This window comes from Arthrobacter sp. 05T420 (genome assembly GCF_056396305.1).
In genome coordinates this window covers 1-17274 of the sequence record NZ_JBFTLG010000010.1, presented here as the reverse complement: position 1 = coordinate 17274, position 17274 = coordinate 1, and the positions used below count along the sequence as shown (strand labels likewise).

Genomic DNA, 17274 nt, shown 5'->3' with positions numbered 1-17274 from the left:
CTCACGCCTTCGCTTTCGACGCGGCCGGGGTTCCCGGCGCCGCTACGCGGATTTGCCCGCGGGCGGCCTTGCCGCCGATGTCCGTCCGGAACTGGCTGCCGTCCAGCTGGACGAGCTCGACGCCGTCGTACGCCCGTTCCCGGGCCTCCACGAGGTCCGTGCCCAGCGCCACGACGGCCAGGACGCGGCCGCCGGCGGACACCACCTTGCCTTCGCCGTCGAGCTTGGTGCCGGCATGGATCACGTGGACGCCGTCCAGGGCATCGGCCTTTTTCAGGCCCCGGATGCGGTCGCCGGTGCGCGGGGTGTCGGGGTAGTTTTCTGCGGCCACGACGACGGCGACCGCCGTGTCCTTGGACCAGCGCAGCGGCTGCACCTTGTCCAGTTCGCCCTTGGCGCCGGCCATGAGCAGCCCGCCGAGGGGCGTCCTGAGCCGGGCGAGGACGGCCTGGGTTTCGGGATCGCCGAACCGGACGTTGAATTCGATGACCCGCGTGCCGCGCGAGGTCAGGGCGAGTCCGACGAAGAGGACGCCGACGAACGGGGTGCCGCGGTGGGCCATCTGGTTGACCGTGGGCTGGGCGACGCGGTCGATCACTTCCTGGACAAGGCCATCGGGGGCCCATTCCAGCGGCGTGTAGGCGCCCATGCCGCCGGTGTTGGGGCCCTCGTCGTTGTCGAAGATGCGCTTGAAGTCCTGCGCCGGGGACAGTGCCACCGTGTTGGTGCCGTCGCAGAGGACGAAGACCGAGACCTCGGGCCCGTCGAGGAATTCCTCGATCACGACGGCGCCGCCGGCGTCGAAACAGCTCTGGGCGTGCGCGAGCGCCTCGTCCCGGTTGTTGGTGACCACGACGCCCTTGCCGGCGGCGAGCCCGTCGTCCTTAACGACATAGGGGGCGCCGAAGGTGTCGAGCGCGTCGGCCGCTTCCTCGGCAGTGCCGGCCACGCGGGCCATTGCCGTGGGGACGCCGGCCTCGGCCATGACTTCCTTGGCGAAGGCCTTGGACGCTTCCAGCTGGGCTGCTGCCTTGCTGGGGCCGAAAACCGGAATGCCGGCGGCCCGGACGGCGTCGGACACACCGGCGGCGAGGGGCGCCTCAGGGCCGACCACCACCAGGTCCACGGTGAGCTTGACGGCCAGCGCGGCGACGGCGTCGGGATCGTTCGCGTCGATCGCATATGTGGGGACCAGCGCGCTGATGCCGGCGTTGCCCGGGGCCGCGTGGACCTCGGAAACGTTGGGGTCGGCGAGCAAGGATCGGACAATGGCGTGTTCGCGGCCGCCGGGGCCGATGACAAGTACCTTCACAGTCTCCAAGGGTACGGGGTGCACCCCGCAGGCTCCTAAGCTGTGTCGGCCCCCGGACATGCTCAACCTTCGCGGCAACGCACGCCCGGGCGCCGGGGAATCCGAGGGACATGCCCCAGTCCCGGTCTCGGCCACTGGACATAATGCCTTCATGTCCATGCTTGGGCCCCAGGGCTGGACATGTCCCTCTGGGGCCCGTGAGCATGTCCGTTCTTGGGCCCCAGGGCTGGGCATGTCCCGCGGGGACCCGTGAGCATGTCCACTGGCCAGACAATCCGCCGGCCGCGCAGCTACGAATGGCCTGTATGAACAAGCCCAGTATGAAGCCCAGCAAGCGGTCCCGCGGCGCCACAGCCCTGGCCGCGGTGGCCGGAGTGGCCGCCGCCGCCGTCGTCCTGTCCGTCGCGGAACTGATAGGCGCGTTCTTCACCACGCGGGCGACGCCCCTGATTGCGCTGGGCTCCACGTTTATCGACTTCACGCCGCTCTGGATGAAGAACTTTGCCGTTGAAACGTTTGGCACCAACGACAAGGCCGCGTTGTTCGTTGGGATGGCCGTCACGATCCTGCTGCTCGCGTGCGTGCTCGGCATCGTGGCGTACCGGAAGTGGGCCCTGGGTGTGGCCGGTGTGGTGCTGATGGGCGCCGTGATCGTCGGCAGCGTGGTGACCCGGGCCAGCGTCAAACCGGTCGACGCCATTCCCTCCCTGATCGGCACCGTGGCAGGTCTGGTGGTGCTGCGGCTCCTGATCACCAGGCTGTGGCGGATGCAGGAATGGCCGGACCAGGAGGCCGATCTCGCCGCGAAGGAACCCGACCGCCCGGCGACCACCCGACGCGCGTTCTTTGCCGCCGCCGGCATCACCGCGGCCGCCTCGGGCATCGCCGCCACCGGCGGGCGCCTGCTGAGCGCCGCCCGCAGCAATGTGGCCGCCGCCCGCGAATCGCTGAAGCTGCCCGCACCCGCCAAGGCCGCGGCCGCCGTCCCGGCCGGTGTCCAGTCCAAGGCGTCTGGGGTCACACCGTGGCTGACCCCGAACAAGGACTTTTACCGGATCGACACGGCCCTGAGCGTGCCGGAGATCAACGTCCAGGACTGGGAGCTGCGCATCCACGGCCTTGTGGAACAGGAGGTCCGGCTCACCTTCCAGGATCTGCTCGACGCCCAGCTCATCGAATCCCATGTGTCCCTGACCTGTGTGTCCAACCCGGTGGGCGGCAACCTGGCCGGCAACGCCAAATGGCTGGGCATGCCCATCCGGGACGCCCTGAAGCTGGCCCGCCCCAAGCAGGGCGCGGACATGGTGCTCTCCACGTCGGTTGACGGCTTCAGCGCCTCCACGCCTCTGGAGGTTCTCCAGGACGACCGCGATGCGATGCTGGCGATCGGCATGAACGGCGAGCCCCTCCCGCTCGAACACGGCTACCCGGTGCGGATGGTGGTTCCCGGGCTGTACGGCTTCGTCTCCGCCACCAAGTGGGTGGTGGACCTCGAGGTGACCCGGTTCGCCGACAGCAAGGCTTACTGGACCCAGCGCGGCTGGTCCGAACGCGGCCCGATCAAGACCATGGCCCGGGTGGAAGTGCCCAAGTCCTTCGCCAAGGTCCCCGCCGGAAAGGTCGCGCTTGGCGGTACCGCGTGGGCCCAGACCCGCGGGATCACCAAGGTGGAGGTGCAGATCGACAGCGGCCCGTGGACCGAGGCAGTGCTTGCCGATGAGGCCTCCCTCATCACCTGGCGGCAGTGGTCCCTCAACTGGGACGCCACGCCGGGCCCGCACTACATCAAGGTCCGGGCCACTGACGGCACCGGCGAGGTCCAAACGGACAAGCGGGCGGATCCGGTCCCGGACGGCGCCTCCGGCTGGCAGTCAGTGATGGTGACCGTGGAATAACCGGGGTATCAGGACCGGGCACCATAGACTTGCTGCATGGCTTTGAACCCGCATGCAACCTTCACGGTCGACTCCGCCGTCGAACTGGCAGTCATCGAACGCAGCGGCTTCGTGGAGTCCCGCCACATCGGCTCGGCTGTCGTGCTGGCCGCGGATGGAACCGTGGTGGTCGAGCTCGGCGACATTAACGCCCCCATCCTGGCCCGGTCCACGCTCAAACCGCTGCAGGCCCTCGCATCGATGCAGTCCGGAGTGCCCCTGCGGGGCGCCCAGGTGGCCATCGCGTGCGGCAGCCATGTCGGATCCCTGGACCACATGGATGTGGTGGAGGGCATGCTCAAGGCGGCCGGGGCCAAGGAAGACCAGTTGCAGTGCCCGGCCGACTGGCCCCAAGATGAGACCGCCCGGAACTGGCTGGTCCAGACTGAGCGCGGCAAGTCCAAGCTTGCGTTCAACTGCTCGGGCAAGCACGCCGCGTTCCTTTGGGCGTGCACGGAGAACGGCTGGGACAAGAACAGCTACCTCGAACCCAACCACCCGCTCCAGCAGCGGATCCGCTCCGTGATCGAGGAGTACTGCGGTGAACACATCGCCCACCTCGGCATCGACGGCTGTGGGGCGCCTGTTGCTGCGGTGTCCCTGACAGGGCTGGCCAGGGCCTACTCGAAGCTGGCCAAGGCGCCGGGCGACAAGAATTCGAACGCGCGGGCTGCCACGATTGCCACGTCCATGCTGGACTACCCGTGGGCTGTCCAGGGACGCGGACAGGCCAACACGATCGTCATGGACGAACTCGGCATCCTGGCCAAGATCGGCGCCGAGGGCGTGCTGGTCATGGCCACCCGCCAGGGCGTCTCCGTTGCCATCAAGATGCTCGACGGCAACATCCGGGCCACCACCCTGATCGGACTGACGCTCCTCGCGGCCTCCGGCGCCGTCGAAATCCCTGAGGTGTCCAGCGTCCTGGACAAGGTGGTGGACCCCGTCCTGGGCGGGGGACGCCCGGTGGGCAAGATCCGGCTCGGGCGGGCCGTCGCGGCTCTGCTCGACTAGGGCTGGAGGCAGGAAAGTGGCTGTACCGCGCCGTCGAATCGCCGTGGACGAGGGCCGCGCGGCGCTCGCCGCCTGGCAGGCCGCCACCCCGGTCGCGCCGGGAATCAAAGTACCCGGCGCGGAAGGAACCAGTACCGGCGGTTCCAGCCCCGTCCCGCGCGCCACCATCGCGACGGCGGTGCGCTACTCGCTGGAGGAAGTCAGCGCGCGGGCGCCCGGCAACTCCGTGGAAGTGCGCGTCCCGCCGTTCGGCGTCACGCAGTGCGTGGAGGGCCCGCGGCACACGCGCGGCACTCCGCCGAATGTCATCGAGTGCGACGCCGCCACCTGGCTGGCGATGGTCAGCGGGCGTTTGAGCTGGGCAGACGCCGTCGCGGCCGGCCAGGTTGCGGCCTCGGGACTGCGCGCGGACCTGTCCGCCCTCCTGCCCCTCTAACCCCTAACCGGGCCGCGCGGGCCGGGCCCAACAGCCGGTCCGGGCCCTCTAGCCTGTCCGGGCCCTCAGCCGCGTCCGATGTAGGGCATGCCCGCGGCCGTGACCACGAGGGAGCCCACGTTGGCCGACGCCGGCATCCCGGCCATCAGCAGCACGGCCCGGGCGGCGTCCTGCACCGCAAATGTCGGCTCGGCCCGCACGCTGCCGTCCGCCTGGGCTGCCCCCGAGCCGACGCCGATTTCCTCCATGAGATCCGTGGCGGCATTGCCGATGTCGATTTGTCCGCAGGTGATGCCGAACCCGCGCCCGTCCAGGTCAATGCTTTTGGTCAGCCCCGTGATCGCGTGCTTGGTCACCGTGTAGGCCACTGTCCGCGGCCGGGGCGAATGCGCCGCGATCGAGCCGTTGTTGATGATTCTTCCGCCCTGGGGTGACTGGGCCTTCATGGCCCGGACGGCGGCCGCGGCGCAAAGGAGGGACCCTGTGAGGTTCACGGCTACGGTCGCGTCCCAGTCCTCCCTGGTGATCTCGTCCACCGAGGCGGCGGGGCCGAACACGCCGGCGTTGTTGAAGAGCACGTCAACGCGTTCCCACTGGCCCAGCGCCGCGGCGAAGAGCCGCTCGACGTCGTCGGGGACGGTGACATCGCACGGGACCGCGAGTCCCTGGCGGTGGCCGGCCGCCGTCTCGCGGAGCGGCTCTTCCCGCCGCCCCGCCAGGACCACCCGGTAGCCCTCCGACAGCATGAGTCGGGCCACCGCACGGCCGATGCCGGAACCGGCTCCGGTGACGACGGCGACCCTTCCGGGGGTGTGGTGCTGGCTCATAGGGTCCTCCTCGACCATTACGCGGCTGCCCGGCCAGCGTACCGCCGAGACGGCACATCACGGCAGTGTTACTCGCCCGGACCGCCGCGAACTGTCTTCTCGGGAGGGGGCGGGGCGGACATTTTGGGGGCGTGCCGCCCTAGCGGGAGTCGCCGCTGCGGTCCCGGACCTGCCGGCCCGTGCGGTAGCCGGACCAGAACGCCAGCACCAGCAGCCCGACGCCGATCAGCGCGGACCCGGTCCAGGCGCTGGCGCCCATGAACATGAGCCCCTGCGGCAGGACGGGCCCCGTGGCCAGCGGCGGATACCCGATCCAGCCAAAGTCCTCCTGCGCCACCGGCTGGGCGAGAAAAACCAGACCCGCGAGCAGCATGGCCGCGGCAACAAGCGGCACTGCCACGCGGCCGAGCACACTCTTCCGGCCACTGCCGGAACCTCGATTCCCCCGCGGATCCATGGCCATACTGTACCGCTCTGTGCGGGATTCTCGGCTGGGGCAACGGCCGCGCGGAGAGTCAGTGGCGGGCCCGTGCCCTCTTTCCCGCTGCCAGTGAGCCCCCCGTTGCGGACGTTGGGCGTCCGGCACCGCCGAGCCGCCCCCTGATCACCCGGGCGGACGAGCCGGGCATGGGGGCCCGGCCGTCGGCGCTGCGGTCCCTGATCAGGCCGGTCCCGGCGATCTCCCTCGCCTGGGCCACCCCGGCCACCGCCGCTTTCTTGGTGGGAAACGTCACCGAAACTGCCATCAGTTGCCCTGCCCCGTCCATCATCCGAATGCGGTAGCCGCCGTCGGGCGCGTCCACGAGCTCAAAATACCCCGCCATTGCACACTCCTCGTTCCCTCATATCCCCCGCCGGGATGTTAGTAAGTGTACTTACTTAACGGTGGAGGGAAAATGCTGAAGGTCCCGCCCACCGCCCACGGGCGGCCGTCGGCGGCCAGAACGGCCCTCACGGGCGGCCCCTGCCGGGGCGCGGACTACCGGCGCGGCGCGGGGCGCGGGCGGGGCGGTCGGACGGGCCGGGGAGGCACCCCGACCGCGGTGTGCGGCGGCGTATCGCTGCGGCGGATGCCATCTTCGTGCAGTTCCAGCGCGCTCATCACCAAGGCGAAGTGGCTGAAGGCCTGCGGTGTGTTGCCCAGTTGCCGGCCGGCGTCGACGCCCCACTCCTCGCTGAGGAGCCCGACGTCGTTGCGCAACGCCAGCAGGCGCTCAAACAGTTCCCCGGCCTCGTGGCGCCGGCCCGCCCCGATCAGGGCCTCCACCAGCCAGAAGGAGCACGCCAGGAACACCCCTTCCTCACCGGGAAGCCCGTCATCGCTCTGCGCCGGCAGGTAGCGGCGCAGGAAGCCGTCATGCGTCAACTCCCGCTGGACGGCGTCGATGGTTCCGATGATGCGCGGATCATCCGGCGCCAGGAACCCCACCCGGGGCAGCAGCAGGAGGCTCGCGTCCAGCTCGGGCCGCCCGTAGGACTGCACAAACGTGTTGCGTTCGGCGTCGAACCCGTTGGCCATGACCTCGGCGTGGATGGTGTCACGCAGCTCCTCCCAGCGGTCCGCCGGGCCAATCAGGCCGAAGTCCCTTACCCCCTTGACCATGCGGTCCGCCGCCACCCATGCCATCACCTTGGAGTGCGTGAAATGGCGTCGCGGGCCCCGCATTTCCCACAGCCCGTTATCCGGCTGGCTCCAGGCTGTCTCGAGATGTTCCATGAGGGCCACCTGGACGTCCCAGGCGTCGTCGGTGTGCTTGAGGAGCGAGTTCCGGGTCAGGGACAGGCAATCTAGCACCTCGCCCCAGACGTCTAGCTGCAGCTGGCCGGCCGCGCCGTTGCCGGTACGCACCGGCGCCGAGTTTTCATAGCCCTTCAGCCACGGCAGTTCGAGCTCCGGCAGCCGGCGTTCACCGTGGAGCCCGTACATGATCTGCAGATCCGCGGGGTCCCCGGCGACGGCGCGGAGCAGCCAGTCACGCCACGCGCCGGCCTCCTCCGTGTAGCCGGCGGCCAGCAAAGCCTGCAAGGTGAGGGTGGCGTCGCGCAGCCAGCAGAAGCGGTAGTCCCAGTTCCGGGTGCCGCCGATCTCCTCCGGCAGGGACGTCGTGACGGCTGCAACGATGCCGCCGGTGGGGGCGAAGGTCAAGGCTTTGAGCGTGATCAGCGAGCGCTGGACCGCGTCGCGGTGCGGCCCGGTGATCTTGCACTTCGCCGACCAGTCGAGCCAGAACTCCTCGGTGGAGGCCAGGACCGCCTCCGGGTTCACGGAGCGCGGCCGGCGGAGGTGGCTGGGGCTCCAGGTCAGCACGAAGGGCACGCGCTCCCCGGCCGTGACCGTGAAGTCGCTGACGGTGTGCATCCGCTCACCGCGCAGGGGCGCCTCGGTCACCAGGTAGGCGGCGTCGGGCCCGGCGACGGCGTGGATTCCGCGCTCGTCGTGGCGGACCCACGGCACAATATGGCCGTAGTCGAACCGGAGGGCCAGTTCGCCGCGCATCCGCACCGTGCCGCTGACACCGACCACGATCCGCACGATGTCCGCCACTTCGTCGCGGGGCGGCATGAAGTCAATGATCCGGACCTTGCCCTCGGGCAGGTCCCACTCGGTTTCCAGGATCAGCGTGCCCGTGCGGTAGCGGCGCCGCGTGCATTCGCCGCCGGCTGCCGGCGCCAGCAGCCACCGGCCGGCCGCGGGGGTATCGAGGAGCGCGCTGAAACAGGCTGGTGAGTCGAAGCGTGGCAGGCACAGCCAGTCGATGGAACCTTCAGTGCTGATCAGGGCCGCGGTATGCAGATCCCCGACCATTGCGTAATCCTCGATGCGTACCATGACACTTACAGTGCCACACCGCCGTCGCACCCGGCACTGTGACGGCACCCGGGAGACGGCGCACTGGGTCGGCACCCGGGAGGCGGCGCACTGGGTCGGCGCCCGGGAGGCGGCGCACGGGAGCGGCCGGTGGACGAGGATCCAAAGTTCGGGAGGAGGACGGGCATGGCAGAACACGGAAGAGCTGTGCGGATCGGCACGTCCGGCTGGAGCTATGACCACTGGGACGGGGTCCTCTACCCGCCGGGCCTGCCGGCCCGGGACCGGCTGGCCCACTACGCGGCCCGCTTCGACACCGTGGAATTGAATGCCAGCTTCTACCGCTGGCCGAAGGAGGCAACGTTCGCCAGCTGGCGCCGCCGCCTGCCCGACGGTTTCGCCCTGTCCGTCAAGGCGCCCCGTGGCCTGACGCACGCCAAAAAGCTCTACGCCCCGGAGGTCTGGGCGGGCCGGATCACCCGGTGCTGGCACGAACTCGGCGACAAACGGGCCGTGCTGCTCGTCCAGCTGCCCCCGGGCTTGGCGCGGGATGACGCCCGGCTGGACTACTTCCTGGCGGCGCTCCCCGCGTGGATCCGCGTCTGCGTGGAGTTCCGCCACCCCAGCTGGGACGACGACGCCGTGTATGCCCTGCTGGAACGTCACGGGGCTGCCTACTGCATCATGAGCGGCGCCGGACTCCCGTGCGTCCTGCGCGCCACCGCGCCGTTCGTTTACATCCGGCTGCACGGCCCCGACCACGACTTCCTGTACGGCGGATCCTATTCCGATGACGACCTACGCTGGTGGGCTGACCGGATCCGCGAGTGGCAGGCCAGCGGGAAAGACGTCTACGCCTATTTCAACAACGACGGCGGCGGCAACGCCGTGCGCAACGCCGCCACTCTGCGCGGGCTGCTGGGTGAGCAGGCACCCTGGTAACCGGGCGTCACGGGGGGCGACCTCACCGCGCCCCGCAGGCACCGCCGGCGCCCGGCACTGTGGGAGAGTGGAGGCATGGAATTGGCGTCGCAACCAGCGCAACAGCTGCCCGTATCCGGCAACAGGGCCTTCCGGCTCGCCCACTGGGTGTCAGACGCCGTGAATGAGGTTCGCCTGAAGACGGCCCGGAGCTGGAAGTTCGTCCCGCAGACCGTCGCCTATCAGGGCTACGGCTCGACAGAGTGGGTCAGGCTACTGGGCCGCGTGGTCCTCACCAGCAAGCCCGTGCCCGGCAGCAAAGCGGAGCGGGTGGCCCTGAACGGCAACCAGAACGTCCGCGGCTGGCGCGCCTTCACGAGCGTCCCAGTCCAGTTCACCGAGGTGGAGATCCAGATCGGCGGCGTCACCACGCACGTGCATACGGACCGCGGCGGCCTGGTGGACACCCTGGTGCACGTGAAGCTGACCCCGGGCTGGCATACGGCCGTGCTGCGGGCCGAGGGAACGGAACCGGTCGAGGCCAGGATTTTCGTGATCTCCTCTGATACCACGCTGGGCATTGTCTCGGACATTGACGACACCATCATGGTCACAGCCCTCCCCCGGCCTTTCCTGGCGCTGTGGAACACCTTCGTCCTGAACGAACGCGCCCGGATGGCGACGCCGGGCATGGCCGTCCTGATGGATCGACTCAAGGTGGAGCACCCGGAGGCGCCGGTGATCTACCTGTCCACCGGGCCGTGGAACGCCGCGCCCACCTTGGCCCGCTTCATCGCCCGGAACCTCTACCCCTCGGGCGCCCTGCTGCTTACGGACTGGGGGCTGACCCACGACCGCTGGTTCCGCAGCGGCCAGGAACACAAACGGCGGAACCTTGAGCTGCTGGCCCAGGAGTTCCCGAACATGCGCTGGGTGCTGTTCGGCGACAACGGGCAGCACGATGAAGAGATTTACTCCGGCTTCGCGCAGGAGCACCCGGACCAGGTCGCCGCGATCGGCATCCGGCAGCTCTCGGCCAGCGAGGCCGTCTTCGCCGGCGGCCACTCCGACACCGGAGACCACTCGGAATCATCCGTCCCGTGGCTCTATTCGCCCGACGGCGCCGGACTCGCCAAGGGCCTGCAGGACCTGGATCTGCTCTGAGTTGAACCTGCTTTAGGTTGAAGCTGATTTGGGTTGAACCTGCTTTAGGTTGAACCCGCTTTTTAGGGCGTCAGCCCGCCGGGCTGGGCTCTCCGACGTCGGCCGCCCCGTCCTGCTGTCCGGCGGGGCCCTTCTGTCCGACGTCGGCCGCTTCATCCTGCTGTCTGCCTGCCGTTTGCGCGGCGGGCACAGCGTTCCGGGCCGCAAGGACCTCTTGGAGCCAGTAGTAGGAGGCCTTCGGTGTGCGGACCTGGGTGTCGAAATCGACGTGCACCAAACCGAACGGCTGCTTGTAGCCGGCGGACCATTCGAAGTTATCCATGAAGGACCACACATAGTAGCCGCGAAGGTCGATGGCCTCGGCCGCACCGCCGGGACGGGTCGCTTCCAGGGCGGCGCCGATGTGGTCCGCGAGGTAACGCAGGCGCCGTTCATCCGGAACCATCCGTCGGTCCGACCCGACACACTGGACCACCACGTCCTCGAAACTGGCCCCTCCCTCGGTGATGTAGACCGGGGGGAGATCCGGGTAGCGGTCAGCCACCTCAGCCAAGGCAACCGACATGTATTCGGGCTTGACCGGCCAGCCGTAGGCGGTGGTCTCGGTGTCCGGGAACGGCGCGATGTGGAAGGGCGCACCGGGCGTCCCGCTGAGGTCATCCCCCATGGCCTCGGCCATTCCGGCCGGCACGGCACCCTCACCCGGACCCGCCCCGACGCGGGTGGGCATGTAGTAGTTCAGGCCATAGAAATCCAGGGGCTGGGAGATCAGTTCCATGTCTTCACTGGAGGGGTTGAACGACGATGAAAAGAATGTGGCGGCCCGAATGATGTCCGGGTACTTGCCGAGCAGCACGGGGTCGGCGTAGAGCCGGTTCTGCGCCAGATCCATGAGTCCGGCGCTGACCGCGTCCAGCGGGTTGGCGGTGGCCGGGACCATTGGCGAGTACACGTTGGTGATGCCGATGTCGCCCTGCACCTTGGCGGCACGCAGCGCCTGGAGCGCCAGTCCGTGGCCCAGCAACTGGTGATGCACACTGGGGAGCGCCTTGAGCATGAGCGCCTCGCCGGGCGCGTGCATTCCCAGGACATAGCCGTTGGTGGTGACTGTGGCGGGCTCGTTGACCGTAACCCAGCGGGAAACGCGATCCCCGAAGGCGGCCGCGGCGATCGCGGCGAAGTCCCCCAGCCGGTGGGCCGTATCCCGGTTCATCCAGCCGCCGGCCTCATCCAGGGGCAACGGGGTGTCCCAGTGGTAGAGCGTGGCCATGGGGGAAATGCCGTTGGCAAGCAAAAGGTCGATCAGCCGGTCATAGAAGTCCAGTCCGGCGGGGTTCACGGGTCCGCTGCCGCCGGGCTGGATCCTGGACCAGGACAACGAAAATCGGTACGAGTCGATCCCCAGGGCCTTCATCAGTGCCACGTCCTCCGGCATCCGGTGGTAGTGGTCGCAGGAGACGGCAGGGCTGTGGTCCTCCACGATCGACCCCGGTTTCGCGGCGAAGAGGTCCCAACCGGACGGGCCGCGGCCGTCCTCATCGAGCGCACCCTCGATCTGGAAGGCCGACGTAGCCACGCCCAGGGTGAAGCCGGGCGGAAGAAGGGAAGCCAGATCCTTGGCGGAAGCGTTCATCGACGGGGACCTCTATGTTGTTTCGGGAGTTGGTTGACTGATCTTAGGCTTCGACCGGGGCCGGGCGCCACGACGTGCGCAGTGTGCCGGGCACGGTTTGACGGGCGCCGCTCCGTTGGCCAGTGTTGACCCGTGCACGTGAAAACTGAACAAGCCGTCAACGGCCGGCCGTCCTCGACGGCGCCGCCCAGCCTCGGCCGGCAGGCAGCGGCTCTCGCCTGCTTCCTCGCGGTCTCCCACGGGGTGTCTTTCGTGGCGTCGCTGGTCATCATCGAGAACGCTGGCGGCTGGTACGCCGCGGCGGACAAGGCTCCGTGGACTCCGCCCGGCTGGGCCTTCGGAGCGGTCTGGACGGTCCTTTATTCGACCATGGCGGTGGCGGCGTGGCTGGTCTGGCGCCGGGGAACACGACGTTCCTCCGGACGCAGCCGAGGCGCCATGACCGTCTACGGCATCCTGTTGCTCCTGAACCTCGCCTGGGCGCCCCTGTTCTTCGGCATGTACTCAGTAGTCGGCTCGGCCGCCCTCTGGCTGGCCCTCCTGGTCATCGCCGCCCATACCGTGGCCGCCGGCGCCACAGTGGTCCGGTTCGGCCTCATCAGCCGGGCCGCGGGCCTGCTCATGCTGCCGTACGTCTCCTGGATTGTGTTCTCACTTAGCCTGAACGCCTACGCCGCCGCCAGCAACTGAACGCTGACGGCGCTCAGTCCTGGCTGGCGTCGGCGGCGGACAGCGTTCCGGTGACTTGTTCGCCCGGAATCCGGGCCGTCCGCCAGGTGTCCAGCGCAATGACTCCGCCCAGGACGACGAGTGAGATGGAGAAGGCGCCCAGGGCATCGGTCAGCCAGTGGTAGCCCAGATAGAGGCGGCTGAAGGCTGCGAAGAACATGCCGATCCCCGCCACGATGAAGGCGATGACGGCGGCTTTGGGGTTCTTCCGGCGCGAAAAGACCAGGAAAGTGGTGACCAGCAGGAAATCACATGCGCCCAGGACGTGACCGGAAGGAAAGGAGAATGTGGTGTCGGCGCCGAAGAGCATCAAGTCCACGGGAGGACGCTGGCGTTCCACGATGCGGCCAATGATCTGGGCAAGGATCACCCCGGTCAGCATGGCGCCGGCCAACAGCATCGGCCGCCAGGCGTGCTTGGCAAGCAAGCCCCAGGCCACCGTCACGACGAGGACGATGATCGGCAGGCCGATGGGGCCGAAGACGATCGCCAGGATGATCATGATGGTGGTGGCAGGCTCCCCGCGCAGGGTCAGGAGCCAGGACCGCGTGGGCTCATCCGCCGCCGACAGGCCACCGTGCTGGAGGACTCCGGCGAGGATTACCGTGAACAGCACGGCGCCCGCGATCATCAGGACCACGGCAGTGCGGTAGAGATTCCGGCGCGCCGTCGCGCTCATGTACCGCTCCTCCACGACGAACTTGTCGTGGAAGGTCCGCCACCGGCCCTGCGGTTTGCCTGTTTGAGCCTCTGCCATGTCTCCCTGCCGCCTTTGCGCCGTGTTGTCGATAGTCCCCGCTGACGATTATCCCCCTTATGGGCGCAGTGGGAGGCAAATCGCCAGCCGGGACCGCCAGCGCCCGGGGGTGGCGAGCTGCCGGCCTGCGTAACCTTTGCGCCCGAACGGGGGCTGGACCTTGCTGTGAGCGGCTTCACACTGTAATCTCCCAGACAGACAATGTAGCCCTCAAGGCAACTTGTGATGCTTAGTAAGCAACTCTTTCGGAAATCAATGATGAGCTGGATGGAGAACAACAATGGTCGACGAACAGCCTGCCGGTGCCCGCGGGGTGCGGAGCCGCGGAAAGGTCACCGATGTGGAGACCTACGGCATTGAACGGATACCGGAGAAGGACCGCAACGCGAGCGCCTTTGACCTGTTCAGGGTTTCGTTCGGCGGGGCCAACACCTTTGCCACGGCCTTCCTGGGCGCATTTCCGATCCTGTTCGGCCTCTCATTCTGGCAGGGGCTCGCCGCGACGGTGACGGGCTTGGTTGTCGGCGCCCTCCTGCTGGCACCCATGGCCGTGTTCGGCCCCACGAACGGGACCAACAACGCGGTGTCCTCCTCCGCCCACCTCGGTGTGCATGGCCGGGTGGTCGGATCATTCCTGTCCTTGCTGACTGCCTTGGCGTTTTTCTCCATCTCGGTCTGGAGTTCCGGCGATGCCCTGGTGGGCGGCCTGAACCGGCTGGTGGGCCTGCCGCAGGACATGGGCTCGTTCGCCGTCGCCTACGGCCTCTTTGGTGGACTCGTCCTGGTTGTCTGTGTCTACGGGTTCAAGTTCATGCTGCTGGTGAACAAGATTGCCGTCACGGCGGCCACCCTGCTGTTCGTTGTCGGCTTCATCGCCTTCGCGGGCGACTTCAACCTGAACTTCGAGGGCACTTTCGGGACCGGATTCGACGGCGTCGGCATGGCGGGATTCATTCCGGCCTTCATCGGCGCGGCCCTGATCGTCATGTCCAACCCCATTTCCTTCGGCGCGTTCCTGGGCGACTGGGCTCGATACATTCCCACCGCTACACCGAAGCGCCGGGTCATGGGTGCGGCGCTGCTGGCCCAGCTGGCGACTCTTATTCCGTTCGTCTTTGGTCTGGCCACGGCGTCCATCATCGCCACCAAGGCGCCGGAATTCATGGACCCGGCGGCGCCGAACTACGTCGGCGGGCTGCTTGCGGTTTCCCCGGCCTGGTATTTCGTGCCGCTTTGCGCCATAGCCCTGATCGGCGGCATGTCCACCGGGGCGTCCTCGCTGTACGGCACCGGCCTTGACTTCAGCAGCGTCTTCCCGAGGTTCAACCGGGTCCAGGCCACCCTCTTCATCGGGGTCCTGGCGATCGCGTTCATCTTCGCCGGCCGTTTCGCCTTCAACCTCGTTCAGAGCATTTCCACGTTCGCCACCCTGATCGTGACCTGCACCGCGCCGTGGATGGTGGTCATGATCATCGGCTTCATCACCCGCCGCGGCTGGTACGACGCCGATGCCCTCCAGGTGTTCAACCGGCGCCAGAGTGGCGGACGGTACTGGTTCAACCACGGCTGGAACCTGCGCGGCATGGCCGCCTGGCTGGTCAGCGCCGCGGCCGGGCTGAGCTTGGTGAATATGCCCGGCCAGTTCCAGGGGCCGCTGGGCAACCTGGCAGGCGGCGTGGACATCAGCCTGCCGGCATCGCTGGCGCTTGCGGCTGTCCTCTACCTTGGGCTGCTGTGGATCTTCCCGGAACCGCGCGGGGTGTTCCCCGCCGCCGGGCCGCGCTGGATCCCATCGAAGGACACCGCGGTGCCGCCGGTTACGGATGCAGCTGGCAATACCGTGCCGGCCCTGACAAAGGAGGCTGCTTCGCCGGGCTTGCCCGGCGACCGGGATCCCGAGCTGGTGGGCCAGCCGTGACGTGGTTCGATCTCAGCGTTCCGCTCCGCAACGGAATGCCTGTCTACCCCGGAGACCCAGAGGTCCGGATCGCACCGGCGCTGACAGTGGAGGCCGACGGCGCCAATGTGCTCTCCCTCGCGTTGGGTTCCCATTCGGGCACCCACGCCGACGCACCCCTGCATGTGGGCGACGGCTGGGCGGCCCTGGACGAACTGCCGCTGTCCCGCTTCGGGGGGATCGCCGAAATAGTGGACGTCCGCGGTGTGGCCCGCGGAGGCGCCATCACCGCCGCGCAGTTGGCAGGGATCGCCCCGGCGGGCTCGCCCGGGGATCCAGGGAATCCGGCGGTTCCAGGGAATCCGGCGAAAATCCTGCTGCTGCACACCGGCTGCGCCGCGGCTTGGGGAACCGACGAGTACCTCAAGCACCCGTGGCTCGATGCTGCCGCGGCGCAACTGATCCTGGACCGCGGCTACCGCGCCGTGGGCTTGGATGCCCTCAGCGTGGATCCCACCTTCGCCGGCGCCTCGGACGGGACCCCGGCGGCGAGCGGCTTCCCCGCCCACGCCATCCTGGCCGGAAACGGCTGCATCATCGTGGAAAACCTCACAGGGCTGGAGCAGGTCCAGAGGGCGACGGACGCAGGAACCGACGTCGAGGTCTTCCTCTTTCCGCTCAATATCCCCGGGGCCGACGGCGCCCCGCTCCGGGCCGTGGCCCGGCCGCTGCCCGTTCCGGAGCTGCAGCCGCCGGTAGTGCCGCGGACGGAGCCCGGCGCCCTCAGCCGGGAAGAGGTGCAGGAGGCGGCGGACCGTCTGGTCGCCGCTTTCGCGGCCACGGACACCGAGGCCTACTTTGCAGCCTTCAGCCCCCAGGCGACATTCATTTTCCATCCGGAAGCCCATCGCCTTGGTTCGCGGTCCGCCTACCGGACCCTCTGGGACAGCTGGCTCGCCAGCGGCTGGCGGGTGCTGGACTGCCGGAGCAGCGAGCAGGACATCCAGCTTCTGGGGGCTACCGCGGTGTTTTCGCACCGCGTGGCCACGACAGTCCAGATTGACCAGGAAGGTGGCCGCGAGACAAGCGATGAGCGCGAGACCATCATCTTCTCCCGGGCCGTGGACGGCAGCATCGTCTGCGTCCACGAGCATCTCTCGACCTGCCCCGCAGATGTCTAGGGCCAAAGGTCCCGGAACGAAAGGAACCGCAGGTCAACGTCGCCCGGGCCGCTGAAACCGTATTTCCGGACCGAAAGGTGCCCCTGGAACGATTTGACGCGTCAATAAATATGACGTTACTGTTCCTGAATCCATTGGGGCCGACTAGAAGTACTCCAAGAAAGATAGAGCGATGACCACCATTACCCAGTCCATTGAGATCCAAGTCGACAACCGGCGCGTCCTCGACGAACGACTCAACGACGCCGTCCGCGGGCTGCAGCAGCTCGCCATGACCACGGGGACGCACGGCATTCTGCTCACGCGACACAAGCCGGGCCACTACACCGCGGCCCTCTCCGACCAGGTCCCCTTCGGCATGACCCGCGAACTCGTTCACTGAGCTGAGCCACCGGCAAACCGGACGCTGAGAGCCGGATTCAACAAAGCCAGGTCCCGGGCGGCAGAGCATCGACTCGCCGCCCGGGACCTTTTTGGTGTTTCAGGGACAGTCACCGGTCAGGGTCTGGTCACCGGTCAGGGTCTGGTCACCAGTCATGGACGGTGCCGTCCACGAGGCGGTTGTAGGGCAGGTAGGCCTGCTGGTAGGGGAACGCGGCGGCGGCTTCTTCGTTGAATTCGACGCCGATGCCGGGTTTGTCGCCCGGGTGCAGGTAGCCG

General features: G+C 68.2%; 16 protein-coding genes and 1 pseudogene. 9 read left to right on the top strand and 8 right to left on the bottom strand.

The genetic code is table 11. From position 1 onward, the window contains the following. Position 1: 1 nt before the first annotated feature. A complete protein-coding gene (gene purD, locus AC1DEM_RS11185; RefSeq protein WP_476884435.1) occupies positions 2-1312 on the bottom strand; it encodes a phosphoribosylamine--glycine ligase in 1311 nt (436 codons plus the stop codon). A 305-nt stretch (positions 1313-1617) separates the two neighbouring features. On the opposite strand from purD, the gene AC1DEM_RS11180 reads away from it, so the two are divergent. The 3 genes from AC1DEM_RS11180 to AC1DEM_RS11170 are packed head-to-tail and all read left to right on the top strand — an operon-like array spanning position 1618 to position 4696. Continuing rightward, positions 1618-3207 (top strand): molybdopterin-dependent oxidoreductase, encoded by a 1590-nt coding sequence (locus AC1DEM_RS11180; RefSeq protein WP_476884434.1) that lies wholly within the window; start codon positions 1618-1620, stop codon positions 3205-3207. 36 nt (positions 3208-3243) lie between these two features. Then, on the top strand, positions 3244-4260 hold the full coding sequence (locus tag AC1DEM_RS11175) for an asparaginase (protein WP_476884433.1): 1017 nt from the start codon (positions 3244-3246) through the stop codon (positions 4258-4260). Positions 4261-4276: 16 nt separating this feature from the next. After that, positions 4277-4696 (top strand): sterol carrier family protein, encoded by a 420-nt coding sequence (locus AC1DEM_RS11170; protein WP_476884432.1) that lies wholly within the window; start codon positions 4277-4279, stop codon positions 4694-4696. A gap of 65 nt (positions 4697-4761) precedes the next feature. On the opposite strand, the gene AC1DEM_RS11165 is transcribed toward AC1DEM_RS11170, so the two are convergent. The 4 genes from AC1DEM_RS11165 to AC1DEM_RS11150 form a co-directional block, all read right to left on the bottom strand. Then, positions 4762-5523, bottom strand: coding sequence for an SDR family oxidoreductase (locus AC1DEM_RS11165; RefSeq protein ID WP_476884431.1), 762 nt, complete (start codon positions 5521-5523; stop codon positions 4762-4764). A gap of 139 nt (positions 5524-5662) precedes the next feature. Continuing rightward, positions 5663-5980 carry a hypothetical protein gene (locus AC1DEM_RS11160; protein ID WP_476884430.1) on the bottom strand — a complete coding sequence of 106 codons (318 nt, stop codon included), beginning with the start codon at positions 5978-5980 and terminating at the stop codon, positions 5663-5665. Positions 5981-6038: 58 nt separating this feature from the next. Then, positions 6039-6347 (bottom strand): DUF1508 domain-containing protein, encoded by a 309-nt coding sequence (locus AC1DEM_RS11155; protein ID WP_476884429.1) that lies wholly within the window; start codon positions 6345-6347, stop codon positions 6039-6041. Between the two features lie 155 nt (positions 6348-6502). Then, positions 6503-8353, bottom strand: coding sequence for a glycoside hydrolase family 15 protein (locus AC1DEM_RS11150; RefSeq protein ID WP_476884428.1), 1851 nt, complete (start codon positions 8351-8353; stop codon positions 6503-6505). A gap of 165 nt (positions 8354-8518) precedes the next feature. Here AC1DEM_RS11150 and AC1DEM_RS11145 point away from each other — a divergent pair, with 165 nt between their 5' ends. Then, positions 8519-9274, top strand: a complete 756-nt coding sequence (locus AC1DEM_RS11145) for a DUF72 domain-containing protein (RefSeq protein ID WP_476884427.1) — start codon at positions 8519-8521, stop codon at positions 9272-9274. 75 nt (positions 9275-9349) lie between these two features. After that, on the top strand, positions 9350-10417 hold the full coding sequence (locus tag AC1DEM_RS11140; RefSeq protein ID WP_476884426.1) for an App1 family protein: 1068 nt from the start codon (positions 9350-9352) through the stop codon (positions 10415-10417). Between the two features lie 70 nt (positions 10418-10487). Here the strand turns inward: AC1DEM_RS11140 and AC1DEM_RS11135 are convergent, their stop codons facing one another. Continuing rightward, positions 10488-12050 carry a GH1 family beta-glucosidase gene (locus AC1DEM_RS11135; protein ID WP_476884425.1) on the bottom strand — a complete coding sequence of 521 codons (1563 nt, stop codon included), beginning with the start codon at positions 12048-12050 and terminating at the stop codon, positions 10488-10490. A 132-nt stretch (positions 12051-12182) separates the two neighbouring features. Here AC1DEM_RS11135 and AC1DEM_RS11130 point away from each other — a divergent pair, with 132 nt between their 5' ends. Then, complete coding sequence (locus AC1DEM_RS11130) at positions 12183-12740, top strand: TspO/MBR family protein (RefSeq protein WP_476884424.1); 558 nt, start codon at positions 12183-12185, stop codon at positions 12738-12740. A gap of 13 nt (positions 12741-12753) precedes the next feature. Here AC1DEM_RS11130 and AC1DEM_RS11125 read toward each other — a convergent pair whose 3' ends face one another. After that, complete coding sequence (locus tag AC1DEM_RS11125; protein WP_476884423.1) at positions 12754-13536, bottom strand: phosphatase PAP2 family protein; 783 nt, start codon at positions 13534-13536, stop codon at positions 12754-12756. 280 nt (positions 13537-13816) lie between these two features. Here AC1DEM_RS11125 and AC1DEM_RS11120 point away from each other — a divergent pair, with 280 nt between their 5' ends. From AC1DEM_RS11120 to AC1DEM_RS11110, 3 genes are all read left to right on the top strand, one after another. Next, on the top strand, positions 13817-15454 hold the full coding sequence (locus tag AC1DEM_RS11120) for a purine-cytosine permease family protein (protein ID WP_476884422.1): 1638 nt from the start codon (positions 13817-13819) through the stop codon (positions 15452-15454). Further along, entirely contained in the window at positions 15451-16614 is a 1164-nt protein-coding gene (locus AC1DEM_RS11115; RefSeq protein ID WP_476884421.1) for a cyclase family protein, read from the top strand. The genes AC1DEM_RS11120 and AC1DEM_RS11115 overlap by 4 nt, the downstream gene beginning before the upstream one ends. A gap of 172 nt (positions 16615-16786) precedes the next feature. Further along, positions 16787-16996 (top strand): hypothetical protein, encoded by a 210-nt coding sequence (locus tag AC1DEM_RS11110; protein ID WP_476884420.1) that lies wholly within the window; start codon positions 16787-16789, stop codon positions 16994-16996. Between the two features lie 145 nt (positions 16997-17141). On the opposite strand, the pseudogene AC1DEM_RS11105 reads toward AC1DEM_RS11110, so the two are convergent. Then, a pseudogene (locus tag AC1DEM_RS11105) lies at positions 17142-17274 on the bottom strand (bifunctional D-altronate/D-mannonate dehydratase); the annotation flags it as partial.